Raw genomic sequence first — 26,569 nt, 5'->3', positions numbered from 1 at the left:
CGCAGGGATTAAACCCCGAGCGGCTCTATCTGAAATCGGACGGTTTCCTGCGTGTCGCGTCGCGCGACGAAAGCGATGTGCACGCAATGGGGCAAGTAAATGGCAGGCGAGACGGAGGTCGAACACATCCTGTTCGATAACGGGTTTTACGGAGCAGTGAGATGAGAATGGATGTGAAGGCGCTTGGCCCATGCCTGAGGATCGTGCGCGGTTTGTTCGCCGTCGCCGTGTGCGCAGGGATGGTAGCTTGCGCGGCAGCGCCGGGCATGAAGATGGGCGAACCGGTGGTGCTGCCTGTCACGAGCGGCGATGCAAAGACGCCGCCCGCCAGCCTGCCGGTATCGATCGAAGACATTAACGTCGCGCTGATCGCGCAAATGCAAAGCCAGCTCGCGCAGGCACGCTCCGACCAGTTTCGCGATCTCATGTCCCCGCCCGTCGCCTATACGCTCGGCAAGGGCGACGTGCTGCAGATCACGGTGTGGGATCACCCGGAACTGGCCGCCGCGCAGGCACCCTCCGGCCAGACCGCGACGCGCGCTTCCGATCCCGTGTCCGGTTTCGTGATCGACGAGGACGGCAACCTCCAATTCCCCTATGCGGGCAGCCTGCACGTCGAGGGGCTCAAGCCTGCGGAAGTGCAGCGTGAACTGACGAAGCGGCTCGCCAACGCATTCATCAAGCCGCAGGTGACGGTGCGCGTCGCGTCGTTCCGCGCGAAACAGGTGTTCGTGGACGGCCAGGTGCATGCGCCGGGTGCGCTGCCGCTCAACGACATCCCGATGACGCTCTACGACGCGATCAATCGCACCGGCGGCTTCAGCGACACCGCCGATCAGAGCCGCCTCGTGCTCGTGCGCGACGGACGCTCGTATCCGATCAGCGTCACCGACATGCTCGATACGGGCGTCAATCCCGCGAAGATCGTGCTGCACGACGGCGATCTGCTGCGCGTGCTGGCGCGCGACGAAAACGGCGTGTATGTGATGGGCGAAGTCAACAAGCCGATGACGGCGATTCCACGGCGCAACGGCCGCCTCACCCTGAGCGAAGCCATCTCGCAGGCAGGAAGCCTGAACAGCAATACCGCCGATGCATCGGAGGTCTACGTGATTCGCAATTCGCTCGGACCGAATCCGCAGGTCTATCACCTCACCGCGCGCTCGCCGGTCTCGATGCTGCTCGCGAATCAGTTCGAGCTGAATCCGCGCGACGTCGTCTATGTCGACAGCAATGGCCTCGTGCGCTTCTCCCGCGTCTTGAGCCTGTTGCTGCCCGCCGTCAACGCGGCGCTAACCGGGGCGATCGTGACCAAATGATCAAGACGGTATTGGTCGTGTGCGTGGGCAACATCTGTCGCAGCCCGATGGCGCAATACCTGCTCGATCGTGAACTCGGCAGCGTCACGGTACTGTCGGCCGGGCTCGACGCGGTCGTGGGTTCGGCGCCCGATCCGCTGGCGATACGCGTCGCCGCGGAGTCGGGGCTCGACATCGCCGCGCATCGCGCGCAACAGCTGAATGTGGCTCTCGCCAACGGCGCCGATCTGATTCTCGCAATGGAAGCGGCGCACAAGCACGAGATCATGCGCCGGCATCCGGGCGCGTCGGGCAAGGTGTTCCGGCTCGGAGAGGTCGCGCGCCTGGACGTGCCCGATCCGTACAGAAAGCCGATTGCGCATTTCCACGATGCATTCGAGCTGATCCGCTGGGGCGTCGACGCATGGGCGCCACGTATAAAAGCAATGGTCTAACGAGAGAACAGCATGAACAACCGAGTGGACCCGATCGTTGAGGATCGCATCGACGAGGACGGCGACCTGATCCGCCATCTGGACATCGTGATCGCGAACCGCTGGCTCATCGCGAGCATCTTCGCCGCCGTCGTACTGCTGGGGACCGCCTACGCGTTTCTGGCGAAGCCGACGTATCAGGCGAACATCATGATCCAGGTCGAGGAAGACCACCAGGCGAGCGCGAGCTCGCTGCTTGGCGACGTGTCGTCGCTGTTCGACGTGAAGACGAAAGCCGAAGGCGAGCTCGAGATCCTGCAATCGCGGATGGTGGTCGATCAGGCAGTGAACAATCTGCGTCTCTATTTCGACGCACGGCCGCGCTATTTTCCGCTGATCGGCTGGCGCATCGCCGACAGCGCGAAGTCGCTGTCGAATCCTGGTCTTCTCGGCTGGGGCGGTTTCTGCTGGGGCACCGAATCGATCGACATGCGTGAATTCGACGTGCCGAAGGAACTCGAAGGCGAACGCTTCAGGCTGACGCTACTCGAGAACCAGCGCTTTCGCCTTCAGCAGTCCAATCTCGACGCGCCGATCGAAGGCGTGATCGGCAAGCCGGTCGACATCGAGCAGAGCGTAGGCCATCTTCGCCTTCTCGTGGCAGCCGTGCACGCGAAGCCAGGCGCCGCATTCATCCTGACGCGCGAGTCGAAGCTCAAGACGCTGACCGATCTGCAACGCGATCTCAACATGCAGCAGAAGGGCAAGCAAAGCGACATCATTACCGGCGCGCTGCGTGGCCGCGATCCGCAGCAGATCTCGGCGATCCTGAACCAGATCGGCGGGGAGTACGTCGCGCAGAACGTCAGGCGCAAGGCAGCCCAGGCGGAGAAGTCGTCGCAATTCCTCGAGGGCTTGCTGCCGCATCTCAAGCACGATCTGGATGTTGCGGAAGAGCGCTACAAGGCGATGCGCAACCAGCGCGGCACGTTCGACGTGAGCCTCGAAGCGCAAACCTTCCTTCAGGAAAGCGTCGCGACGCAAAGCAACCTGCTCGACCTGCAGCAGAAGCTTGACGATCTCGCGACGCGCTATGCGGCGGGTCATCCCGAGATCATCGCGCTCAATCAGCAGATCGGCGCGATGAAGACCAGGCTCGGCGACGTGAACCGCCGCATGAAGCGCCTGCCGAACCTCGAGCAGGATCTGGTGTCGCTGATGCGCGACGTGCAGGTCGATCAGGACATCTATGTCGGCACGCTGAACAACATCCAGCAGTTGAAGCTGGTCGCGGCGGGCAAGGTCGGCAACGTTCGCCACGTGGACGACGCGCGCGTGCCGGAAGAGCCGGTATGGCCGAAAAAGCCGCTCGTGATCGGGCTTGCGGCGATCGCCGGCCTCATGCTCGGCATTGGCGCCGCGTTCGCACGGGAAATGCTGTACGGCGGCGTGTCGGACGCGCAAGACATCGAGAGCTACGCGGGCCTCAACGTGTACGGCACGATTCCGCTTTCGCAGGTGCAGAAGTCGCTGAACACGGGCATGCAATCGGATAGGCAGGGCAGATACCTGCTCGCGGAATCGAATCCGGCCGACCCGTCGATCGAAAGCCTGCGCAGCTTGCGTACCGCGCTGAGCTTCGCGATGCTCGAGGCGCCGAACAATCGCCTGCTGCTGACCGGCCCCGCGCCGGGCGTCGGCAAGTCGTTCGTGTCCGCCAATCTCGCGGCCGTGCTGTGCGGCGGCAACAAACGCGTGCTGCTCGTCGATGCGGACATGCGGCGCGGCCACCTGCATCAGTACTTCGGACGCGCACGCGGGCAGGGCCTGTCGAACGTGCTCGTGGGCGAGGTGGCGGACGAGGCCGCGATTCAGCGGGAGGTGTCGCCGGGACTCGATCTGATGACGGCGGGCAGCATTCCGCCCAACGCGTCGGAACTTTTGCTCAGCGAGAGGATGAGCCGCCTGATGGAATCGGTCAGCGAGCGCTATGACCTGGTGGTCATCGATACACCGCCGGTGCTGGCGGTCTCCGATGCGCCGGTGATGGCATCCATCGCCGGCACGGTGTTCCTTGTTGCGCGTTTTCAGAAGACGACGATCGGCGAGCTCACCGAAAGCGCGCGGCAACTGCAACGCGCGGACGCGCCGCTCAAAGGCGCGATTTTCAACGGCGTGAATGCGCGCGCGTTCGGCTATCGGTCGAAGTATGGCGCGTACCGCTACGTTGCCTATCAGTATCAGAACCAGAAGACGCCGGCGAAATGAGAGCGGCGCGAGCGAACTGGCGCCGGGCGCGGCGAAGACGCGACAAGCTGCCGTTTCTCCGGCTGCTGTGCGGCGGCTTCGCGAGCGCGGGCCTCTTCGCCGCGCTCTATCTTGGCGGCGCCAATAGGCTGACGGTCTGTCTGCTGCTGCTTGGGGCCGTGAGCATCTGGTGCATGAAGGCCGATAACGCGTTGCTGCGGCTGTGGCGGCTGTTCGCGCTCGCGTATTTTTGCGTGCTGCCGGCTGGCCAGCTGATCGCGCGCGACGAGATCTATCTGACGCTCCTGCCCGAACAGAACCCCGCGACGATCGCCTGGTTCATGCTGAACATCGTCGGCATCTGGGCGATGAACTTTACGCTCATCGCGATGCGCAGCAGGCGCGCGGCGTCTGCCGCGATGCCGGACATGCGCCGGGCCGTCACCGTGAGCCGCTGGGTCTATGCGTTCGCACTGCTGGCTCTCGCGGCGCTCGCGTTCATCTATGTGAAGCTTGGCGGCTATGGGCAGATCGCTCAGCTCTATGCAAATCGCCTCGAAACGTCGGTCACGCAAAACGATCCGCTGGAAGGGCTCGGTGTCGTGCAGGCGCTTGCCAATACCGCGCCGCTCTGGGTTTTCGCATGCGTGATGCTCCGGCCGTGGCGCAGTCGCCTGATGAGGATCGCGGCCTTCGCTCAACTGATCGTGCTCGGATGGCTGTCGTCCGGCGTATTCGGCAACCGGCAGGGCATCGTGTTCGTCGTGCTGTTCGCCTGCCTCATCTATCACGCGTTCGTTGCGCGCATCAGCCGGCGCGCGGCGAAGATCGTCGGCATCTGCGTCGCCGTCGGCGGTCTCGCGATGCTGCCGCTCAAGTTCGGCATCGACTATTCGGAGATCGGCAACCTGTCGAAAAACTTCGCGGATAAGCGGATGCTGCAATTGTCGATGGGACCGCTCAGCTTCTTCCTGTTTCGCGACCTGTCGCGCTTCGACGTGCAGGTGCAGGCGATCGACTCGGTGTCGAAGCCGGGCTACACGCTCGCCATGGGCCGCAGCTTTGTGGGCGCGGTCGCGGCGGTCGTCCCGAAGGCGGTCTGGAAAGACAAGCCGCAAACCTTTGCCCGCGAGAAGACCGACATCGTTCGCGAGACCGAGACCAACCAGTCCGCCGAGACGACGCTGCTGTTCGGCATGCCCGGCGAATTCCTCGTCAATTTCGGTGTGTTCGGTTATCTGCTGTCGTTCGTCGTGGCGGCCTGGCTGATGGCGTGGATCGACCAGATGGCCCTCGGCTCGAACTGGCGATGGGTGCCCGTGAAGGTGGTGTCATACCCACTGCCGTTCCTGTTTTTCCTGTTCGATTCGAACGTACTCGCCTACTACGGGGTGCGCTGGATCGTGCTGTTCGCCTTGCCGATGGCGCATTTGCTGAGACGAAAAAGAACCGGCCCGCGCTTTTTTCATCGACACGCTGGGGTGCGTATTGAGAATAGTCCACGTAGTTGAAACATGGATCGGCGGCGTCGCCAATTATGTGACCGCGCTGATGATAGAGCAGCGCAATCACGGACACGACGTGGTGCTCGTATGCGATCCGCGCAAGATGGATGTCGCGAAGCTGGACGTCGACGGCATCGAGGTCGTGTCGTACCGGTCGAGCCGCAATCCGCTCAGGTTCGTCGGGATCGCGCGCGCGGTGCGCAGGCTGGTCAGGACGCTGCATGCGGACGTGATTCATTGCCATAGCTCCTATCCGGGCGTGTACGTGCGCCTGAACCGCTTCGGCGACGAGAAAGTGCTGTACACGCCGCACGCGTGGTCCTTCATGAAGAAGGACATCTCGCGCGCGACCGCGTTCGCCTTCGCGCTCATGGAGAAATGGCTGGCGCGGCGTTGCGCGCGCATTCTCTGCATGTCGTTCGACGAAGTGCGCGCGGCGCGCAGGCATGGCATCGCGCCCGACAAGGTCGAGCTTGTCTACACAGGCATTGCGACGGACGCCGCGGCCGAGTGGTTCAGCGACGAAACGGAAGCCGTCGCGCAGCCGGCGCAACACATTCGCGTCGGTTACTTCGGGCGGCTCGATTATCAGAAGGGCTTCGACATCCTCGTCGACGCCTTGCCGCTGCTCAAGGACCACTTGCAGGTGCATGTGTTCGGCACAGCGGTGCGCGGCGGCGTGGCGATGCCGGGCGAAGCGTCGCGCATCACGTACCACGGCTGGGTCGGCCCCGAAGAGACCGGACACGCGATGCGCAGGATGGACGCGATCGTGGTTCCGTCGCGCTGGGAAGGGCTCGCGCTCGTGCCGATCGAAGCGATGAGAGCCGGCAAGGTGCTGGTCGTATCGAGTGAAAGCTCGCTGCCGGAACAGGTCATTCATGGCTACAACGGTCTGATGCTGCAGCAGCTCACGGGGGCGTGCCTCGCCGAGCAGCTCAACTCGCTGTCCATCGACGAATGCCGCCGGATGGGCGCAAATTCGCGTCACGTGTTCGATCAGGCGTTCAACGCGGAGAAATTCTTCAAGTCCCTGATGAACTGCTATGAAAAGGCCTGACGTCTATTTGCTGCACGCGTACAGCTCACGCAACAGCGGCGATGGGCTGCTGGTCAAACTGAGTTTGCGTGCGATTCGCGAGGCCGGTTTCAGGCAGCCCATCACCGTCGTGTGTCTCGATCCGGCGTCGTTCGCCGGCTATCTCGACGATCCGCAACTCGAGCTGATTTCGCTCCGGCGGTTCGTTGCCAGAACGCTCGCACATGCGTGGCGCCGGCGCGGGCCGGTGTTCTTCGGCGTCGGCGGCGGGTATCTGCGCGCCGGCACGTGGAAGGAAGGCTGCAAGACGCTGGTTGCGCATGGCTTGCAGATCGTGTGCGCGTCGTTATGGGGCCCGCGCGCGCGAATCTATCTGCCGCAAAGCGTCGGACCGTTTTCGACGGCGCCGGGCCGCGTGCTCAAATGGCTTGTGCGCCGCCGTGTCGACACGATCTTTCTGCGCGACGACAAGAGCGTGCGCGAACTCGATCATCGGCATGCAGTGCGGATCGGCGATCTGGTCGTGCTGGAAATCAGCAAGCGGCCGCACGCGCCACAACTCGCGGCCAGCGATTCCCTGGCGCACGTCGCGCGACGCAAGGTGTACTTCGTGTTTCGCGACCTGAGCGGCAAGCCGTATGCGGACGCCTACATCGCGAAGCTGCGGCGTCTGGTCGAACTGACGCCGGATGCGAGCCTCGCGCTGCAGAGCGCGGGACGCGGCAATAGCGATGACGTATTCTATCGGCGCGTGTTCGGCGTCGAGTCGGCGCCCGCGCTGCGCGATGTGATCCGCTCCGAAGATGCGATCGTCTTATCGGTGCGGCTGCATGGCAGCCTCGAAAGCGTGCTTGGCGGGTTGCCGAGCATTCACATCGCCTACGAGCGCAAAGGGCAGGCTGCGTATGGCGACCTGGGGTTGTCCGAATACGCGTTCCATGCGGAAAGCTTCGATCCCGAGGCGGTCGCTGCTTCAATCGAAAAGCTCAGGCACGACCCTGCACCGTTCTGGCAGAAGCTCGCCAGTCTGTCGGTGAATCGCTATACACAACTGCTGAAGTTGATCGGGGACGAAATCAATCCCTCGATCACGCTTCTGATCGACGGCAATTTCCAGAAGGTCGGCGACCAGATATTCAGCCCCCACATGGGGCATCGCAAGTTCGCGGCACGCTTCACGGAGAGTTTCGCGCGCGTGCGCATCGCGGCCCGGTCGTTTCCGGTGCCGCGCGCACAGGGTGAACTCGTTACCGGCGAAGGCACCCAATTCATTGACCTTGGCAGTCCACGCGGCGCGAAAGCGTGGATCAGGCATCTACCGCGGCTCGTGTGGCGCACCTGGCGTGTGATCCGCAATGCGGACCTGCTGCTGTTGCGGTTTCCCGGCAACCTTTCGCTTCTCGCTATGCTGCTGTGCCGCGCGACGGGCAAGCCGTTCTCCGCGGAGATCGTCGCCGATCCGGCCGACTATTTCAGCGATGCAGCCTCGCGTCATCCGCTGCGGCACGTCGCTCGCCGTGTGCATTGCTGGGCTACGCGCCATGCGGCGAAGCACGGCAGAACTGTGCGCTACGTCACGACTGCCGCGTTGCAGGCGGTTTATCCGCCGCGAACGCTGGCGCGTTCGTTCAGCTTCAGCGATGCGTATCTGCCCGATGAGCTGTTCGACCGTCGCGATGACGCGCGCGTCATGCATGATGCAGATGCCGGCGTGTTCCCCATCGTCAACGTCGCGATGATGCACAACGAAAGCAAGGGCCACGGGATTCTGCTGCGCGCGGTGGCCGCGCTGCGCGAACGCGGGCTGAACGTCGAACTCACACTGATCGGCGACGGCGTGCTGCGCGCCGAACTCGAACGACTCGCCGCGCGACTCGGTCTTGCCGACAGCGTGCGATTCGCGGGCGCGTTGAACGGCGACGACGTACTTCGCACGGTGAGCCAGCATGCGCTTTTCGTGCTGCCGTCGCTCCAGGAAGGCATGCCACGCGCACTCCTCGAAGCGATGGCCGTGGGCATTCCGGTCATCGCAACGCACGTGGGCGGCATCGCTGAAGTGCTCGAGCCCGCGAGTCTCGTGCCACCGGCCGATGTCGATGCACTGAGCGAGAAAATCGCGCACAACGCCGCGGATGCGCAGTGGCGCGATCAGCAGAAGCAACGCCAGCGCGAAGCGGTGCGCCGGTTTCGCTATTCGGAACTGCAAGCGCAGTACCGCCACTATTGCGAGGCGTTGAAAGCATATGGCTGACATGAGGCGGGACGTCGTCTACGTGATGCTTGCGTCAGCACTGCCGGCCTTCGGCAATTTCGTTGCGGTGGCGCTTGCGCTGCGCTATCTGGACGCGGAGTGGCTGGGCAAATCGTACGCGCTCGTCGCATTCTTCTTCGTTGCGGTCGATCTGTTCAATTTTGGCTCGCCGCGCATCTTCACGGTCGAGAAGGTGCGCTCGCGCGTATCGACACTGATCTTTCTCGACTGTCTGAGCGCGCTCGGTTCGACGGTGGTGTTCGCGACGGTCGGCACGATGCTCGCCAATTACGGCCTGTTTGCGCGCACGCAGCTTGGCGTGCTGATGGTGCTCGCGCCGATGTCCTATGGACTGTCGCATTTCTCGCTAGGCGTGCTGCGCTTTTACGGACGCAGCGGCACGATCTGCGCGATTTCGACGGTATCCGCGCTGAGCCGCGTGTTCATTGTCGTGCTGCTGATCGTGAGGGACTCGCTCGCCCCGTACCTGCCGGACCTGCTGCTGCTCGTCGAGGCCCTGTATGGCGCGATGCTGCTCGTCGCGTATCTGCATTCGCTGCGTCGCGGCCCGCCGCGCGGCTCTGAATTCTTCCGCCCGGAAGCAGAGAAATTCAACTTCCGCACCTTCGACTACAAGGCGTTTTTCGTGCAGAACCGCCAGGAGATTCTCGGCAGTTGGTACGGGAACGCGATCTTCTCCGGCGCGAAGCACGTCGACATCATGATCGTCACGTTCATCGTCGGGCCTGCGGCGGGATCGCTATATCGCGGCGTGAAGAGCGCGCACAACCTCGCGTTCAATTGCGGGCAAGGGGTGGCGCTCGTGTTGAGCGGCGGTCTCGGGCGGATCGTGGCGGTGCTCCTGCATCTGCCGCAGCGTCGCGTGATGGCGGCGGGCGTGGCGGTCCTCGTCGCGCTGGTGTTGTTCGCGAGCTGGCTCGCGTGCCGCATTCACCTGTTTCCCATTGCCGTGCTCGGTTCCGATGCGATGCAGTTCGGTTTCATGTTCGCCGCGTTCCTGGGCGCTACGCTGATCTTCGTCTGCCGCGTGCTGTCCCTGCTCGTGTTCTCCACAGACCGTGCTTCGTTCGTCAGGATTTCGACGCTCGAAGTCGGGGCGTCGCTGCTGTTCGTTTCGGTGCTGTCGTATGGCTTCGGGCTGATCGGCGCGCTGACCGGCATCGTGATCACAGGTGTGCTCGTGCTGTCGCTGTCGCTGATGATCGGCCGACGTGCCTTCGTTAAAACGACCTGAGAGCTTGCAGAGATGAAGCGTAGAACGCTGCTTCTGGGATGCTTGAGTATGCCGCCCGCGTGGATGTCCGCACGAGTGTCGGCTGCGCCGGCGCAAGCGGCTACGTCGCCGGCGGGCAAGCGGGTATTGGCGCATTACATGGTCGCGTGGCCGCGCGGCGGCCCGAATGCATGCATCGACGACTACATCGCGGAGGTCCGCGATGCGCAGCAACGCGGCATAGACGGCTTCGCGCTGAACTGCGGCGGCTGGAATCGCAGCGAGCCGCTTTATCGCGCACGCGTGCTGACGATGTATCGTGCCGCCGAGCAGTTCGGCAACGGCTTCAAGCTGTTCGTTTCGGCGGACGGCAAAGCGCAGAACGAGCTCGACGACATCGTGCATACGACCGCCGGTCTTCCGGCACAACTGACGGTCGGCGGGAAGCCGGTGGTGTCATCGTATGCGTTGGGCGGTAAGGACGCCGCGCATTGCGAAGCGCTGATCGCGCAAGCGGAATCGCTGGGCGCGCATTTCGTGCCACATTTCGTGCCATCGACGGGCGAAGCGGAAATCAGCGACGCCGTCGCGAGCGAAGTTGCGAATCGCTGCCGCGCCGCGCAAGGCTATTTTTATTTCGGCGCAGCGGGTGCACCGGATTCACTGGCGCGCTCCATCGAACATCTGGCTGGCGCGCTCAAGCCGGCTGGCAAGCTGTTCATGGCGCCCGTCACGCCGTATTACCGCGGGCTCGCGAGCGGCACGAACTATCGTGCGTTTGAAACCGGCGGCTTCTCGGGCATGGCGAGCGAATGGCTCGCTGCGATTCGCGCGAATGTCGATTGGGTGCAGATCGTCACGTGGAACGATTGGGCCGAATCGACTTATGTCGCGCCGATCGGCAGCAATTCGCGCGCGCAGGTCTACAACCCGCGCTTCGGCGCGTTGCTGAGCCACACCGCGTACCTCGACGCGAGCCGCTACTTCATCGAGTGGTTCAAGCGCGGCGCCGCACCGGCGATTACTCAGGACAGGTTCTTCTACTTCTATCGTCTGCATCCGGTAGGCGTGGGCGCAATGACGGGTATCGGCGCATCGGTCGGCGCCGCAACCGCGCCACGTTCCCGTACGCCGCTGACCGGGCAAATTCACGTAACGACGTTTCTGGCCGAGCCTGCGATCCTCACCATCGTGCAAGGCGGCGCACGAACGGCGCACGATCTGCCGGCCGGCGTCAGCGAAGTTGCCGTGCCATCGATACCCGGCACCCCGCGCTTCACGCTGATTCGCAATGGCAGAACGATCGCCGAAAGGAAGGGCGAGGAGCCCATCCGCTCGAACGACCTCAGCGGCGCGTTCAACTACTTCAGCGGATCATCGGCTTCGAGTCAGGCGGGGCGCGGCTGAGACAGGAAGCCTATTTTTGCGATCGATGCAAAGACAGGCTTCCAGAAACAAAGTGCAGCGATATGCTTCCGCAACAAAGTCGATCTTTGCCGGCGTTTGCGTATTTCGGCGAAGCTGATCAGCCAGTTCGGCAACGTGATCATCGGGATCGGAGATCATGAACATCGAACCGGGGGGGCGCTGTCGGGTTGAGAGGTCACTCGCGGAAGATGTCTGGATGAAGAAAGCAAAATCCCTCTATCACGGTCATCGATTCCCCGGTTCCAGGCAAGGAAAATATTTCAGATGCCAGATCATCATTTACCAGATTATTTTTTGATATGACGAGTTGAATATCCGCCTCCTGATGATCAAAAATTGTCAATCATGTTTTCAAGGTGGCAGGTTCATTGATAATATAAATGATTAGATATGCTTATATCGTGAGTTAATGTCTTGGGGCTGAAGTTGGAAAGTGAGAGGGTCTGCCGAAAAGATAACCAGTATGCCCCTGAGCGGAGACCGGTTGCTGAGAGGGATCACACAGCTTATCCGGGTCGCTGGCATGTGTCCATGTGCGACGTCGCCGATATCAGAACGGACTCCCTGCAATTCTTCGTTTCGAATTTTTCGCGGTCGTTTCGCGAAGAGCGCGCTGAACTCGACAAACAACGCACGTCGGGAGACGAGAGTAGAGCCTTGCCATAACAGAAGAAGCGACCGGCCGGAATAACTGAATACGATGAATGCCATCCTGATCGAGCAGCTAAACAAGACTTACAAGCTGGACAGTGTCGAGACTATCGGCCTTGCGGACGTGTCGGTGCAGATCGCGCCAAATCGCCTTACCGTGCTTAGCGGTCCGTCGGGTAGCGGCAAGACTACGCTCCTGAACATGGCTGGATGCATCGATAGGGCGGATAGTGGTCGCGTCGTGATTGCCGGGCAGGACACAGCGCGTTTATCGGATAACGCCCTGTCGGACTTCCGCGCCCGCCAGATCGGCCACATATTTCAGACATTCAATCTGTTGCCGGTGCTTTCGGCCTACGAGAACGTGGAGTATCCGCTGCTGATGGCGCGGGTGCGGGCAGACGCGCGATGCCGTCGCGTGATGCATCTGCTCGATGCGGTAGGCCTGGCGAACAAGGCGCAGCACCATCCGGGGCAGCTATCTGGCGGCGAACGTCAGCGCGTCGCCATCGCTCGCGCGCTGGCGTTGGCTCCGCCCCTCGTGCTCGCCGACGAACCGACGGCGAGTCTCGACAGCCACACCGGTGCGTCGATCGTCGAGTTGATGCGTCGCATCCAGCGAGAGCGTCGCGCATCTTTCGTGATCGCCTCGCACGACCCCCAGGTTATCGCAGCCGCGGACCAGGTGGTGCGGATGCGCGATGGACGCATCGTCGATTCGGGACCTGTCTCGCAACGGGAGGGTGCGTGATGCATGCCTTCTGGCTCGCGCTTCGAAATCTGCAGCGCAATCGCCGCCGTTCTATGACAACGTTGCTTGCCATGGTGGTGGGCGTATGCGCACTTCTGCTGTTTGGCGGCTTCAGCAGGGATATCACGTTGGGTATGCAGACGGATATCGTGCAACACAGCGGTCATCTTCAGGTCCAGCGGCGCGGCTTCTTCATGTACGGGAGCGGCAATTCGGCGGCATATGGCATCCGCGATTACGGGCGGCTGGTCGCCGTGTTGCGGGGTGATCCGGTACTCCGCACCATGGCGCTCGTCGTCACGCCAACGCTGCAGTTGGGTGGCGTCGCGGGCAATTTCAACGCCGGCGTGTCCCGCACGGTGATGGCGGAAGGCTCGATCGCCGCCGACCAGAGCCGCATGCAGGAATGGAACGACTATGGTTTTCCGCTCACGTCCCGACCGTTTGCGCTCGAAAACACCGCCGAAGACGCCGCGGTCACAGGCGTAGGGCTCGCGCGCGTGTTGCAGCTGTGCGTGCCGCTGCACATCCAGGATTGCCGGCCGGGCGAAGTCATGTCCGATCACCCGGTGGCCGCCGCGTCCGCCGATGCCCCCGCCGACGTGATGGCGCTCGCGGCGCTCGAAGTGCCGTCAGGGCGGGCTGACACCACCGCTCGCATCGACGTTCTAGCCGCGAACACGCATGGTGCGCCCAACGTAGGAAGCTTCACCGTCGTCAAGGCTGAAGAACAGGGCGTCAAGGAGTTCGACGATGTGTACCTCGCGCTCCATCTGCTGCGCGCTCAACGTCTGGTTTATGGCGGTGACGAGCCGAAGGTGACGGCGGTGGAAGTGCAGCTTCGGCATACGAACCAGTTGCCCGCCGCGCGCCAGCGCATCGAGCAGATTCTGGCGACGCATTTCGCCGACCAGTCGCTCGCTGCGCTCGACTTTGCGACCCTCAATCCATTTTACGGGCAGACCAACAGCATGTTCTCGGTCATCTTTGGATTCATGTTCGCGCTGGTCAGCGTCATCGTGCTGTTTGTTGTCAGCAACACGATGAGTATGGCGATCATCGAACGCACGGTGGAAATCGGCACGCTGCGCGCCATGGGCATGCGCCGCGGCGGCATCGCGGCGCTGTTTACGCTCGAAGGCATGCTGCTCGGTTTCGCCGGCGCGGCGGTGGGTGTAGTGATCGCATTGCTGATGGCCATCGTCATCAACCATAGCGGTCTGTCATGGACGCCGCCCGCACGTACCGACCCGGTTGCGCTGACCGTGCGTGTCTGGGGCGCGTGGGGGCAGATCGGCATGACGTTTTTCAGTCTCGCGCTGGTGGCGGGCCTGTCCGCCTGGTGGCCAGCGCGCCATGCCGCAAGACTTTCTATCGTCGACGCGCTGCGCCATGTCTGATTCCTCAATGTCTGTCCATCTTCGGAGGTGGCCTGTGCGCCGCTGTCTGTTCGCTTTGCTCCTCGTTATGCAGCTTGCTCCATTCCACGCGCACGCGCAGGCAGCGCCGGACGCCCAGCAGCTTCTCGCCGCGAGCGACGCCATTCGCACGCCGGCCCAACCGTTCGTGCTCAATGCCGCGTTGACGGAGTACCGGTCGGGCAAGCAGATCGACGCCAACATGCTGTCGATCTATACGAAGCCCGACGCACCGGGCGGAACGTTCCGCACGCTGGTGCGCTTTGTGGCGCCCGCGCGCGACGTCGGCAAATTGATGCTGAAAAACGGCGACGATCTCTGGTTCTATGATCCGGCCAATCAGGCCAGCATCCGGATCTCTCCCGACCAGCGGCTGCTCGGGCAGGAGGCCAACGGCGACGTGGTGACCGTGAATCTGGCGCACGACTACACCGCCACGCTGCTGGGTGAAGAGGACGTGACCGACGGCGACCGTCAACTGCGTCACTGCTACAAGCTTTCTCTGGCGGGCAAGACGCCGGGACTCATCTATCACCGCATTGAGATGTGGCTCGACGCGGCGAACACCAGGCCGGTGAAGGCAAGGTTTTTCTCGGAAAGCGACCGCCTGCTCAAGACGGCGTTTTACCGCCGCTACACCATGCAGCTCGGTGCCGAGCGTCCGACCGAATTTGTCATCATCGACGGACTCGATCCCAACTGGGTAACGGTCATGCGATTTTCCGACTACGCGTGGCGCGGCATCCCGGACGCGTGGATGCAGCGGGACTATCTGGCGCGCTTCCGGCCGGAATGAGCGTGAGGCACGTACGCACGTTTGCGCCCGCCACGCTGCTGCTCCTCGCTTCGCTGATACCGCGTCTCACCCACGCGGAAGAGGCGGGTGAGTCAGCCGAGCCGATGGACGGCGCCCGCAGACACGCGGATACATCCGAAGCGTCAATGGCGGCGAACGCGAGCGTGCCGGACGACGGGGTGGACGCCGCACTTCGGCTCGCCGACACAACCCCGGCCACGCCGGCCACCGCCAGCGGACGCGCCGTGGGGAACGCCGTGTCGAATGCAAGAGCGGATGGCACGGGCAGCGCGCTTGACCTTGCCGACGCAATGGCTACGTCAGCGGCTACGTCCACGTCTGCTGCGGCGACGGTTCGCCCGTGGAAGCTGAACGTCGAAAACGCCGTGCGCCTGAGCGACTATCAGAACGCAGGCGGTTCCGCACGCAACCAGGTTTCGCTGGATGTCCAGTATGCGCAGAGTCTGGTGCCGTCGCTGAATGTCAATTTTTCGATGCGCTTCGACCGTTTCGATCCTCTTTCTTCGAAGGCCGCACCGTCCCGTAGCGAGAGTCTCATCAGAGAGGCTTATGTGAGCTGGCGTGCGTCGCCGCTGCAGGTGGTCGATGTCGGGCGCGTCAATCAGCGCGTCGGGGCTGCATTCGGCTACAACCCAACCGATTTCTTCAAGGCCGGCGCAGTCAACCTGGATGTATCGCCCGACCCCCAGAGCCGGCGCACGAACCGCCTCGGCAGCGTGGCCGTGCGCGGCCAGCAGCTGTGGGACACCGGATCGTTGTCGCTGATGCTGTCGCCACGCCTGACGGGCTATAGCGCGCCTGGCGACCCTTCTGCTTCATCCGCCCTGCAGAGGACGAACGGCGTGAATCGCTGGATGCTGGTGGGCAGCCAGCGGTTGAGCGAGACCGTGCAGCCGCAATGGCTGATTTACGGCGAGCAGGGTCAGGCACCGCAATTCGGCGTGAACTTTAGCGCGCTGCTCGGCAACTCGATCGTCGCCTATGCCGAATGGGCCGGCGGGCGCCGGCAATCGATACTCGCCCGTACCACGGGCATCGACGACCGCGCATTCCGTGCGAGTTCGGCCGTGGGCGCGACATGGACGCTGCCAAACGACCTGTCGCTGACAGCCGAGTTTCAGGGCAACGGCGCTGGCGCATCGGCCACGCAGTGGAGCGCGCTACAGGCGTCGAATCCCGCGGCATGGGGCCGCGCGGTGCAGACCGTCGCCGCGTCGCAGGAACTGCCTGCACGCCACGGCGTATTCCTGATGGCGAACTGGCGCAACGTTGGTGTGCGGCGGCTGGATCTGTCCGGCTTTGTGCAGAGCGACGTCGGCGCAGGGCGGCAGTTCTGGGTGGAGTTGCGCCGCCGCTTTTCCCGTTTCGACGTGGCGCTGCAGTGGCAGCGTCAGACGGGGGCATCGTGGAATCGCTTTGGCGCAATGGCGGAGCAACGCAGCGTTCAACTGGTCGGAACATTTTATGAATAAAAATAAGGATTCCTGTGGGTATGAGACTGCATATCCGACAACAGCAATCCCGACATGGCGTTTCCGTCACAAGCCTCACAACCCGGCTTACCAATCATGATGAATCGAGGAACTGACATGCGTAATATCGCCGTGGTGGGAATGGCTTGCCGTTTTCCCGGTGGTCTGGATGACCTGGATCTGCTGCTGGCTGCGCTGCGGCAGCGTACTGTGACCGCCGGGCCGATCCCGGCCGACCGCTGGGATGCAGCTCGCTATTATTCCGCGGACGAGGGCGCGAAGGGCAAGGCGTACGTCGCCCGCGCCAATTTCCTGAAGCAGGACGTCCGTTCGATGGACGCGGAGTTCTTTGATCTGCCTCCGCGGGTCGCCGAAAACCTGGATCCGCAGCAACGTCTGCTGCTGGAACTGACCTGGGAAGCCTTCGAGCATGCCGGACTGGATCTGCCAGCCCATGCGGGTCGCAAGGTGGGTGTCTACGTCGGCGGTTTCATGCTCGATCACATGATCACGCTGATGCAGCCTGCGAACCGTGCGCGCCACAACGCCAATACCGCAGCGGGCATGATGATGACGATGCTGTCGAACCGGCTTTCACACGCGTTCGACCTGCGCGGCCCGAGCCTTTCGATCGATACGGCCTGCTCGTCGTCGCTCGTGGCGTTCAGCTATGCATGCCGCGACATCTGGGCCGGCGAATGCGACATGGCGGTGGTCGGCGGCGCTAACGTGATGACGCGGCCCGAGTATCCGGTCGGCATGAGCAAGGGGCAGTTTCTGTCGCGCGACGGCGAGTGCAAGTCCTTCGATGCCCGCGGTGATGGCTATGGCCGGGGCGAGGGCGGCGGTATCGTGCTCCTCAAGACACTCGAGCGCGCGCTGGCGGATGGCGACACGATTCTCGCCACGGTCGCGGGGGCGGGTGTCAACTCGGACGGCCGCACGCCGGGCATCTCGATGCCGAGCGCGCAGGCGCAGAGCGAGTTGATCCGCGACGTGTGCGAGCGCTTCGCGATCGACCCGGCGCAGGTGCGCTACGTCGAATGCCACGGGACCGGAACCGCTGTCGGCGATCCGATCGAGGCAGCATCCATAGGCTCGGTGTACGGCGCAGGCCGCAGCGGTGACGCGCGCGTGGTGCTGGGCTCGATCAAGAGCAACATCGGGCATCTGGAAGCTGGCGCGGGTGTCGCCGGCATCATCAAGGCCGTCCTGACGCTGATACATCGCGAGGCATTCCCGCTCGGCAACCTGCAGACGCCGCATGCCGGTATCCCCTTCGAGGAACTCGGCGTGCGCCTTGCGGACGCGCCGATCCGGCTCGCCGAAGCGGACGAACCCTTCTTCGTGGCCGTCAACTCGTTCGGCTATGGCGGCACCAATGCGCACGTCGTGCTGCGTTCGGCGCTCGCGACGGCCACGCGGGGCGCCGCCGCGACCGCACCAGGGGAGTCGACGCAGCCGCGTCCCGCGGGTTGTCCGCTCTATCTGCCGTTGTCCACGCGCAGCCCGTCTGCGCTCAGGGCGCTCGCGCTGCGCTACCGCCATCTGCTCGCGCAACCGGATGTCGATGTCGGCGACGTCCAGTATTCCGCTGCCATGCGGCGCTCGCCGCTCAGCCATCGCGCCGTGGTGATGGGCGCCGGTCGCGACCAGCTGTCCGATGGGCTCGAATTGCTTGCGCGGGGCGAGAGCGCGGAGCATGTCGTCACGGGTCAGCAGGTTGCAGCCGGCCAGCCGTTGCCGGTATGGGTGTTCACCGGCATGGGGCCGCAGTGGTGGGCCATGGGTCAGGAACTGTATCGCGACGAACCGCTATACCGCGCAGCAGTCGACGAAGCCGACCGCATTTTTCAGGGCATCGCCGGCTTCTCGATTCTCGCCGAAATGCTGAAGGGCGAGGCGGAGTCGCGGATCACCGAGACGCTCTATGCGCAGCCGGCGAACTTCATGATCCAGTGGGGGCTTGCGACGCTGCTGGGTGCCGGCGGCGTCAGGCCAGGCGCGGTGGTCGGTCATAGCGTCGGCGAGGTGACGGCGGCCTGTGTGAGCGGCGCGCTGAGTCTCGAAGACGCGCTGCGCGTCAGTTACGAACGCAGCCGTTTGCAGGCGCGCACCGCAGGCAGCGGCAGCATGCTCGCCGTCGGCCTCGGCAGCGAAGCCGTCGCAGGCTGGCTGAAACCGTTCGAAGGGCGTATCGAGATCGCGGCGATCAACGGTCCCGATACGCTCACCCTGTCGGGCGATACGGCGGCGATTGCAACCCTCGCGGCCCAGCTCACCGCGTGCGAGGTGTTCAACCGCGTGCTCACCGTGGAGGTGCCCTATCACAGCCACCTGATGGACCCCATTCTCGCTGAGCTCGAGACTTCGCTGCTTGCCATCGTCGCGCGTGAGCCGGAGATTCCGGTCTATTCGACTGTGACCGGACGCCGCGTCGAAGGCCCCGGGTTCGGTGCCGGCTACTGGCCGCAGAACGTGCGCAAGCCGGTCGTCTTTCTTGCTGCGATCCAGTCGCTGCTCGACAGCGGTTTCGTCGCCTTTGTCGAAGTCGGGCCGCACCCGGTGCTGTCGAGCGCGCTGCGCGATTGCGCGAGGGAGCACGCGAAGGGGATCCACGTGATCGAGACCCTGCGACGCCACGAGGCCGAGCGGGTACGTGTGCAGCGCGCGGTGGCGCAGGTGTTCGCGAGTGGCTGCGAGATCGACTGGAAAATCCTGAACGGGCAGGGGCACGCGATTGCGCTGCCGAACTATCCGTGGCAGCGCGAGCGTCAGTGGGTCGAGACGGTGCGCGCCATCTACCAGCGCGTCGGCCCGACCACACGCCCGATGCTCGGCTTCGAACTGTATCCGGCGGCCGACGTCTGGGCCAATGACCTCGAGCATGAGGCGCTCGCGTACCTCAAGAACCACATCGTCTCCGGCACGCCGGTCATGCCGGCAGCCGGGTACGTGGAGACGCTGCTGGAGATCGCCGCGTCGCTGGATCCCGACGCGCCGGGCTGGCGGCTCGCCGACGTTGAGATTCGCGCACCGCTTGTCATCTCCGCCGACCGGGCCATCGATTACGTTTCGACCTGTGAGCGCAGCACGCGCAGCGTGGCGATCCGCAGCATCGAGGCCGGCAAGACCGGCGAAGGACAGTTGCATCTCACAGGCACCGTCGGGCCACTGCCGTCATCCGAAGTTCGCCGCATCGATCTCGACACGCTGCGGGCGTCGCTCGGTGCAGAGCAGGACGCGGTCGGCTTTTATCGCGAGCTGTCACGCATCGGACTGCAGTACGGACCAAAGTTCCGGGCGGTGCAGTCGCTACGCATCGCACCGGACGGCGCTCGCGTGCTCGCGCTGATCGAGAACCCGGCGGAGTTGCCGGGTGCCGGCTACCACGCGCAGCCGGCGATGCTCGATGCCTGCTTCCAGGTGCTCGTCGGCATGCTCGACGACAGTGAATCGAGCTGGCTGCCCACCGGTCTCAAGGAACTGCGCCTGCTGGTGCCGTCGCTGCCCGTGCGTTACTGGTGCCACGTCGAGCGGGTCAGCCGGAGCGCGCGCCATGTCGACGCCGACCTGACGATCATTGACGATGCCGGCACGGTTCTGTCGGTGATCCGCGGGCTGCGTGTCACCGCAACGGCGGCGAGGCTCGAGCGCACGGATGCCTGCGGCGACCCTGTGAAGCTGCAGATGCTCCGGTACGAATGGGCCGATGCCGGGCGCCCGTCAGAACCGCGTCGCCTCGGCCACTGGCTGATCGTCGAGGATCCCGCCGCTCCTGAACTGGCCGACCGGATCGCAGATGGACTGACCGCCTATGGCGCGCGCGTTGTGGCGCGTCTTCATGGCGGAGCTTCTGCCAGCGCGCGGGGCGAGCGGATGTGTGTGCGCCCTGACGTGCAGGCTGATGTGGCGGCCGCGCTGGAAGCCGCAGGTCCGGTGGAGGGCGTCGTCTTCATCAACGGTGCGGGCGCACGGCTCGATGGCGCCGATCCGACCGGCACTGAGGCTTTGCTGCTGATGCTCGCGGTGACGCGACATCTTGCCGGCGCTCCGGCGACGCTGCGTCCGCGTGCGTATGTCTTGACGCAGGGTGCCTTCGAGGTAAGCGAAAGCGACCCGCCCGTGCAGCCCGCGCAGTCCGCGCTCAATGGTTTCGCCCGCGTCGCGTTCAATGAAATCGACGGTATGCGCTTCAGCACGATCGACGTTCCCGCCGCGGCTGACTCTGAAGACCTTGACGCTGCCATTCTCGAACTGGTCTGCGACGCAGAGGAAGATGAAGTCGCGATCCGGCGCGCTCGCCGCCTCTTCAGCCGCCTGAGCGCGAATCCATGGCTGACCGAGCCGCTCGTCGAGCCGCTGCCGTTGACGGCCGATCGTGCCGTGCTGGTGCGCAACCTTGGCGAGCGCGAGACGGGGGCGGGCAGTGTCAAGCTTGTCGAGGTGGCCCGTGCGCCGCTGCGCGGCAACGAAATCGAATTGAAGCTCGATCAGGTCGCCTTGACGATGCGTGCGTTGCGTACCTCGGGCGGCGAAACGCTCGACAACGACTACGTCGAAGTGCTTGCGACCGTGTGCGGCGTCGGCAAGGACGTGACCGACCTGCGCGCCGGAATGAGGGTGTATGGGCTTGCGCCTGCCGACTTTGCAAGCCACATTCGCGGGCCGCGGCAGGCCTTCCATCTGGTCGAACTGGATGAGGCGGTGCCCGCCTCGTCGCTGCTCCAGGTCGCCGCCCGGGACGCAGTCGCCGAACGGCTCGCGGAACTGGCTGACCTGGATGAGGGCGCGCACGCGCTTGTGGAAGCCGATGAGACGGGCCTCGCGGTGAGCGCGGCCTTGCGCCGGCGCGGTGTGCACGTCACGCTGCTCGTGAGTGCGCAGGGTGCGCCTTCGGCGCAGACCGCCGGCCAGCCGTTGCTCGCGGCGACGCCCGAGGCGCTGGAATGCGCGGTTGCCGGCTGCACAGGCGGCAAGGGATTCGACGTCATTGCCGGGGTGATGAGCCAGTGGTGCGGCCGTTTCGGCTGGCGCGCGCTCGCGGCCGGGGGCGTGCTGATCGACACCGCCGGACGGACCCAGCCGTTCACGGTGCCAGGCTCGGCTTCGGCCGTCGTGCGGGCCGACCTCGCGGTGCTCACGCAACGCGCGGACCGCTTCGCCGCTTCGTTGCGCGGCGCGGTCGGACGCGCAGTTCGTGGCGAGCTCGCGCCGGCGGACAGCCTGTCGGTGTCGATCGTCGATCTGGCGACCCGGAAGCTGGCGATGCCCGATGCCGACATCGCGCTGATCGTCAGCTTTGACGACGCCTGCACTGCGTTGCAGGTGCATGTTCACGAATCGATGGCGTTCAGACCGGACGCCACCTATCTGGTCACCGGCGGGCTGGGCGGCTTCGGTCAGAAGACTGCCCGCTGGCTGGTGGAGCACGGTGCCCGTCATCTGGTGCTGGCCGGCCGCAGCGGTGTGGACACGCCCGAGCGCCGTGCTTTCATCGCCGATCTGAACGCGCTCGGTGCACATGTCGTGTGCGTGCGCTGCGATGTCGCGAATGAAGGCCAGGTCCGCGATCTCTTCGCCACCATGGCAGCCTCGGCGCCCCCGCTGCGCGGTGTATTCCATGCGGCGGCGGTGATCATCGACGAGCCGCTGACGGAACTCGACCCGAAGCACCTGGTGACGGTCATGCGCAGCAAGGCTGAAAGCGCCCGCCTGCTGCACGAACAGACCTGCGGGATGGCGCTCGATCATTTCGTTCTCTACTCGTCGATCGCGAACCTCGTGGGCAATAGCCGGCAGGCGAGTTACGTCAGCGCCAACGGCTTCCTCGACGGACTGGCATGGCACCGACGCGCACTCGGGCTGCCGGCGACCAGCATCAACTGGGGGGCGATTGCCGATGCCGGCGTCGTCACCCGCGACGACAGGCTGGAGCAGTTCATGCGATACATGGGCCTGCGCGGCATGGCGTCAGCGGAGGCGCTGGGATGGCTCGGGCGCGCGCTGCGGCGCGAGGTGGTGCAGATCGGCATCATGCTGATCACCAACTGGGCCGACTGGGGACGCTACGAGACATTGGGCAGCCAGTCGCCGCGCTACGCCGAACTGATTGCCGCCGATTCGAACCCGGACCCTGGCGCTCGCGAGCTGCTGCGCGGGGAACTCGTAGAACTGCCGCCTGCGGAGCGCTTCACGGTGCTGGCGAGCCTCGTGGCATCGATCATCGCCGACGAACTGGCGACCGCGGCCGAGAGCATCAACGTCGACCGGCCGATTCTCGATCTCGGTGTCGATTCCTTGATGGCGACGGAAATCCAGTTGCTGCTCGACCGCGATCTCGGCATCAGCGTGTCGGTGCTCGAAATCCTCGATGACCTGACGATTCGCGGGATCGTTGCGAGAGCGCTCGGCAGCTTCGGCTGGGGAGCGTCCTCCGAGGCGGCGCCACAGACTCAGGCGGCCTGAGCCCTGCCTGCGCCAGCAACACAAAAGAGATTCGAACATGAAAACTGAAACGCACGTTGAACGCCTGCGGGCGCGACTGCTTGGCAAAGCGGGCACTGAACGTCCGGACGCGCAGGCGTCTGCGCTGCGCGCCGTCTCCACGAGGGTCAAGCCCGGCCCCGAGCATTATGACTTCGCACAGTTCCCCGAATTGCGCGAGTACACCAGTACGCGCTGGTACTACGACAAGCAGGGTTACGAGTGGAACATGTTTCGCGAGCATGTCGGCGTCGCGAGCGCAGAGGCCGAAGTGGCGGGCCGGCGGGTGATCAATTTCTCGTCGTATAACTATCTGGACCTCGCTGGCGACCCGCGGGTGCAGGAAGCGGCCAGAAAGGCGATCGACGACTTCGGCACCTCGACCGGCTCCGGGCGGATCATCATGGGCGAGATACCGATCTTCGCCGAGTTCGAGAGAGAGGTGGCCGACGTTCTCGGTGTCGAGGATGCGGTGCTCGGCGTCAGCGGCTATGGCACCAACGTCGCGACGATCGGCTACCTCGCGCGAAGGCAGGATCTGATCCTGTACGACGAGCTGGTCCACAACAGCATGCTGACCGGCGCGAAGCTCAGCGGTGCGCGCCGCTTCGCCTTCGCACACAACGACTACGACGCACTGGAGCGCCTGCTCGTCGAGCATCGCGGCCACTTCGAACGGGTGCTGATCCTGACCGAAGGCGTGTTCAGCATGGATGGCGACATTCCCGACATCCACAGACTGATCGAGATCAAGAAGCGGCACCATGCACTCCTGATGGTCGACGAAGCGCATTCGATGGGCGTGATCGGCGCGCGGGGCCTCGGCGTGGTCGACCACTTCGGTCTGAACGGCGCGGATATCGACATTCACTATGCGTCGATGAGCAAGGCATTCGCTACGATCGGCGGCTATGTCGCCGGCCGTAAGGAGCTCATCACGATGCTCAAGTACTACGCGCCGGGCCTCGGTCTCTACATCGCGTCGCCCATGCCGGCGAATGCCGCCGCCGGGCTGGCGGCGCTGCGGATCATGCGCGCCGAACCCGGGCGCGCGCGCCGGGCCGTTGATAACGCAGCGCATTTCCGCACCCGCGCCCGGGAAGCGGGGCTCAGCACCGGCTTGAGCGACGGCTCGGCCGTCGTGCCGGTGATGCTGGCCGACGCCGAACTGGCGCTCTGGATGTCCGCGCGGCTGTTCGACAACAACGTGTTTGCCTTTCCGATGATCTTCCCGGTGGTGCCGCGCGACGCCGCGCGTTTGCGTTTCTTTATCAACACCGCCCATACCCGCGAGCAGATCGACCGGACGATCCGCCTGCTGGTCGAACTGAAGGCTGCTGCGCCGGCCAGCAAGGGGCTCTTTTGAAGCAGATCCGGTTCGACACCTTCGGTCCTCCGTCGCAGGTTGCCCGCTGCTGCGACGCAGCCGACCCGGGACTGCCGTCAGCGTGGGAAGTGCTGGTCGATGTGGAAGCCTGTGCGGTGAATCCTGCCGACCTTGCGCGTCTGGCCGGGCGCTACGGCGAGCTGCCGAAGCTGCCCGCCACGCCCGGCCTCGATGCGGCTGGACGCGTCGCAGCCTGCGGCGCGTCGGTACGCAACCTTGCGGTAGGCGATCGGGTTCTGCTGGTGGCCAACGACAACTGGTGCCAACGGCGCCGTCTCGCGGCGTCGATGGTGTACAAGGTGCCGCCTGAACTCGACGTGCTGCAACTGGCGTCGCTCAAGGTCAGCGCCTGCACGGCGCTGGAACTGGTGCGCCGCTCGGCTGTGCTGAAACGCGGCGACTGGCTGGTGCAGACTGCGCTGCTGTCGAGCGTCGGCCGCGCTGTCATGCAGACAGCCCGGCACGACGGCTTGCGCACGCTCAACATCGTGCGACGCACCGATGCGCTTGCCCAGGTGCTGGAAGCAGGCGGCGACGCCGCCATCGAGGACACCCCTGAGCTGGTGCAGGCAGCACAGGCCGTCACCGGCGGTGCAGCCGTTTCGCTCGCGCTCGACGCGGTGGGCGGTGACGGCGTTGCGCGGCTCGCGGATCTGCTTCATCCCGGCGGCTCGATTGTGAACTACGGGATGTTGTCAGGCCAGCCGATGCGCCTCGATTGCCGGCAGGCTATCTTCAAGGGCATCAGTCTGAAAGGATTCTGGCTGACGCAGCGGCTGTCGCGCATGTTGCTCGCGCAACGTGACGCGTTGATCGCGGAAGCGGTCGATCTGCTCGCGCGCGGCGTACTAAAGAGCCAGATTGCCGCGACTTATCCGCTCGACGCGATCAGCCAGGCATTGCGCCATGCCGAGGCGCCGGGGCGGCAGGGCAAGATCTGTCTGCTGCCGAATGGCCCGCTCGCGGGTACCGGTGGCGCGATCGAGCATTCTATTGACTGGCCGGGTATCAGTCATCTGCCGCGGTAACCGTTTTGAGTCTACGCGGCAACGCGCATTTTCCAGCCCAATTCACATCGCAAACCGAAACCCAAAAAGCGTGATGATGATATCAAAAATGCGCTTTATATCCAGTCGCATAACCGAACAAAAATAGCGGCGCATCGAAATTTCCGATCCGACAATCGGGGGCGGTGATGCGACCGGTTTATCAAGTCCGGAGCTTCCTGTCCTGCTCTATTCACGCATGTGGAAAAAATCTCTGGTTTTGACTTCTGCATCCATGGGTGCGACCGTCAATCGATTGGAATATCTTTAAATTTGTTTATCCAAGCGTTAAGGATTGTCAAAAAAGCCGGAATCCAGATACCCCGTCTCAGCCCGCTACACGCAGTACGGGCGGAAAAACCTCTCAGAACTAACGATCGCCAGCAAGTTTCTCTTCGCTGCCCATCAGGTTCGAGCAAATAACTTCAGGAATCGGCGTCTTACCAACTGTTGCTTTTCGTCAATTTCGGGGCCTGTCGGTGCAATTATTTTTACGCTAACGTTTGCGCAGCCGGATTATGGAATCAACCGTTGCCGCTGCGCGATAATCCATTTTCGCAATCGTTTTCCGCCTTGTTTTTTCTCCTCGTGGTTGCCGTGCTTTTATCTGAGGCAACGGTTAGAATGCGGGCCGATTCGCCATTTCAGAGAATTTTTAAGCCTGGGTGAATCCAGCCGGCGATATGGTCAGTACAGGCAAACCATGGGGACGTCGGTGACGGGGTAGATCGACCGGCGCGGAGCAGGGATCTTCGGAACCCAGGGGTGAAGATTCCCGCGCTCAATTAGAAAGTCATCTGAAGAAGCGAATACGAAAATGATGTCGACCAGAATACAGCGTTCATCTGAAACGCAGCCGGAAGGCGCCACCAGCATGGCGCTTTCCCCGCTCCTCGTCCCGTCGTCTGTCCCGACGAAGCTCTCACCTCTGATCCGTCTGAACCCCGCGTGCCTGTGAAGCGCGGGATGCAGACTGCGTCCGCCGCCTGAGCGCGGCCCCACGCACTCACGCCGCAGGCATGCATTGGGCGCAAGCCGTCAGAAGGCCTTGGCGTGACCGGCAATACCGTGATCGACGCGTTTTTTGACGCGTCCGCAACCTTGG

15 protein-coding genes are annotated in these 26,569 nt (G+C 63.9%); all 15 read left to right on the top strand.

Translation table 11 applies throughout. From position 1 onward, the window contains the following. Positions 1-161: 161 nt before the first annotated feature. The gene (locus B0G77_RS20475; protein WP_133663762.1) at positions 162-1,319 is read left to right on the top strand and encodes a polysaccharide biosynthesis/export family protein; all 1,158 of its coding nucleotides are present in this window, start codon (positions 162-164) and stop codon (positions 1,317-1,319) included. Then, positions 1,316-1,753, top strand: a complete 438-nt coding sequence (locus B0G77_RS20470; RefSeq protein ID WP_133663761.1) for a low molecular weight protein-tyrosine-phosphatase — start codon at positions 1,316-1,318, stop codon at positions 1,751-1,753. Before B0G77_RS20475 ends, B0G77_RS20470 begins: the two co-directional genes overlap by 4 nt. 12 nt (positions 1,754-1,765) lie before the next feature. Next, the gene (locus tag B0G77_RS20465; protein ID WP_133663760.1) at positions 1,766-4,000 is read left to right on the top strand and encodes a polysaccharide biosynthesis tyrosine autokinase; all 2,235 of its coding nucleotides are present in this window, start codon (positions 1,766-1,768) and stop codon (positions 3,998-4,000) included. Beyond that, positions 3,997-5,490, top strand: a complete 1,494-nt coding sequence (locus tag B0G77_RS20460; protein WP_133663759.1) for a hypothetical protein — start codon at positions 3,997-3,999, stop codon at positions 5,488-5,490. Before B0G77_RS20465 ends, B0G77_RS20460 begins: the two co-directional genes overlap by 4 nt. After that, on the top strand, positions 5,468-6,544 hold the full coding sequence (locus tag B0G77_RS20455; protein ID WP_133663758.1) for a glycosyltransferase: 1,077 nt from the start codon (positions 5,468-5,470) through the stop codon (positions 6,542-6,544). The genes B0G77_RS20460 and B0G77_RS20455 overlap by 23 nt, the downstream gene beginning before the upstream one ends. Continuing rightward, positions 6,531-8,774, top strand: a complete 2,244-nt coding sequence (locus B0G77_RS44375) for a glycosyltransferase (protein ID WP_133663757.1) — start codon at positions 6,531-6,533, stop codon at positions 8,772-8,774. The genes B0G77_RS20455 and B0G77_RS44375 overlap by 14 nt, the downstream gene beginning before the upstream one ends. Further along, entirely contained in the window at positions 8,767-10,029 is a 1,263-nt protein-coding gene (locus B0G77_RS20445) for a hypothetical protein (RefSeq protein WP_243751064.1), read from the top strand. Before B0G77_RS44375 ends, B0G77_RS20445 begins: the two co-directional genes overlap by 8 nt. 12 nt (positions 10,030-10,041) lie before the next feature. Next, entirely contained in the window at positions 10,042-11,415 is a 1,374-nt protein-coding gene (locus tag B0G77_RS20440) for a glycoside hydrolase family 71 protein (protein ID WP_243751063.1), read from the top strand. Between the two features lie 721 nt (positions 11,416-12,136). Further along, complete coding sequence (locus B0G77_RS20435) at positions 12,137-12,838, top strand: ABC transporter ATP-binding protein (protein ID WP_133663756.1); 702 nt, start codon at positions 12,137-12,139, stop codon at positions 12,836-12,838. After that, complete coding sequence (locus B0G77_RS20430) at positions 12,838-14,238, top strand: FtsX-like permease family protein (RefSeq protein ID WP_133663755.1); 1,401 nt, start codon at positions 12,838-12,840, stop codon at positions 14,236-14,238. The genes B0G77_RS20435 and B0G77_RS20430 overlap by 1 nt, the downstream gene beginning before the upstream one ends. Before the next feature lie 67 nt (positions 14,239-14,305). Beyond that, on the top strand, positions 14,306-15,052 hold the full coding sequence (locus B0G77_RS20425; protein WP_133664216.1) for an outer membrane lipoprotein-sorting protein: 747 nt from the start codon (positions 14,306-14,308) through the stop codon (positions 15,050-15,052). 2 nt (positions 15,053-15,054) lie between these two features. After that, on the top strand, positions 15,055-16,545 hold the full coding sequence (locus tag B0G77_RS20420; protein WP_243751062.1) for a hypothetical protein: 1,491 nt from the start codon (positions 15,055-15,057) through the stop codon (positions 16,543-16,545). Positions 16,546-16,662: 117 nt separating this feature from the next. After that, positions 16,663-23,013, top strand: a complete 6,351-nt coding sequence (locus B0G77_RS20415) for a type I polyketide synthase (protein WP_166656200.1) — start codon at positions 16,663-16,665, stop codon at positions 23,011-23,013. A 37-nt stretch (positions 23,014-23,050) separates the two neighbouring features. After that, positions 23,051-24,397, top strand: a complete 1,347-nt coding sequence (locus B0G77_RS20410) for an aminotransferase class I/II-fold pyridoxal phosphate-dependent enzyme (RefSeq protein ID WP_133663753.1) — start codon at positions 23,051-23,053, stop codon at positions 24,395-24,397. Next, on the top strand, positions 24,394-25,446 hold the full coding sequence (locus tag B0G77_RS20405) for a zinc-dependent alcohol dehydrogenase family protein (protein WP_133663752.1): 1,053 nt from the start codon (positions 24,394-24,396) through the stop codon (positions 25,444-25,446). The genes B0G77_RS20410 and B0G77_RS20405 overlap by 4 nt, the downstream gene beginning before the upstream one ends. The last annotated feature ends 1,123 nt before the right edge of the window (positions 25,447-26,569 follow it).

This window comes from Paraburkholderia sp. BL10I2N1 (assembly GCF_004361815.1).
In the GTDB taxonomy this organism is placed as follows: domain Bacteria; phylum Pseudomonadota; class Gammaproteobacteria; order Burkholderiales; family Burkholderiaceae; genus Paraburkholderia.
Note: the sequence above shows the minus strand (reverse complement) of the source record. Positions and strands in the feature narration are given on the sequence as shown.

Coding starts and splice junctions, on each gene's coding strand:
- B0G77_RS20475 (WP_133663762.1), top strand. CDS start 162: ATGAGAATGGATGTGAAGGCGCTTGGCCCATGCCTGAGGATCGTGCGC.
- B0G77_RS20470 (WP_133663761.1), top strand. CDS start 1,316: ATGATCAAGACGGTATTGGTCGTGTGCGTGGGCAACATCTGTCGCAGC.
- B0G77_RS20465 (WP_133663760.1), top strand. CDS start 1,766: ATGAACAACCGAGTGGACCCGATCGTTGAGGATCGCATCGACGAGGAC.
- B0G77_RS20460 (WP_133663759.1), top strand. CDS start 3,997: ATGAGAGCGGCGCGAGCGAACTGGCGCCGGGCGCGGCGAAGACGCGAC.
- B0G77_RS44375 (WP_133663757.1), top strand. CDS start 6,531: ATGAAAAGGCCTGACGTCTATTTGCTGCACGCGTACAGCTCACGCAAC.
- B0G77_RS20445 (WP_243751064.1), top strand. CDS start 8,767: ATGGCTGACATGAGGCGGGACGTCGTCTACGTGATGCTTGCGTCAGCA.
- B0G77_RS20440 (WP_243751063.1), top strand. CDS start 10,042: ATGAAGCGTAGAACGCTGCTTCTGGGATGCTTGAGTATGCCGCCCGCG.
- B0G77_RS20435 (WP_133663756.1), top strand. CDS start 12,137: ATGAATGCCATCCTGATCGAGCAGCTAAACAAGACTTACAAGCTGGAC.
- B0G77_RS20430 (WP_133663755.1), top strand. CDS start 12,838: ATGCATGCCTTCTGGCTCGCGCTTCGAAATCTGCAGCGCAATCGCCGC.
- B0G77_RS20425 (WP_133664216.1), top strand. CDS start 14,306: ATGCAGCTTGCTCCATTCCACGCGCACGCGCAGGCAGCGCCGGACGCC.
- B0G77_RS20415 (WP_166656200.1), top strand. CDS start 16,663: ATGCGTAATATCGCCGTGGTGGGAATGGCTTGCCGTTTTCCCGGTGGT.
- B0G77_RS20410 (WP_133663753.1), top strand. CDS start 23,051: ATGAAAACTGAAACGCACGTTGAACGCCTGCGGGCGCGACTGCTTGGC.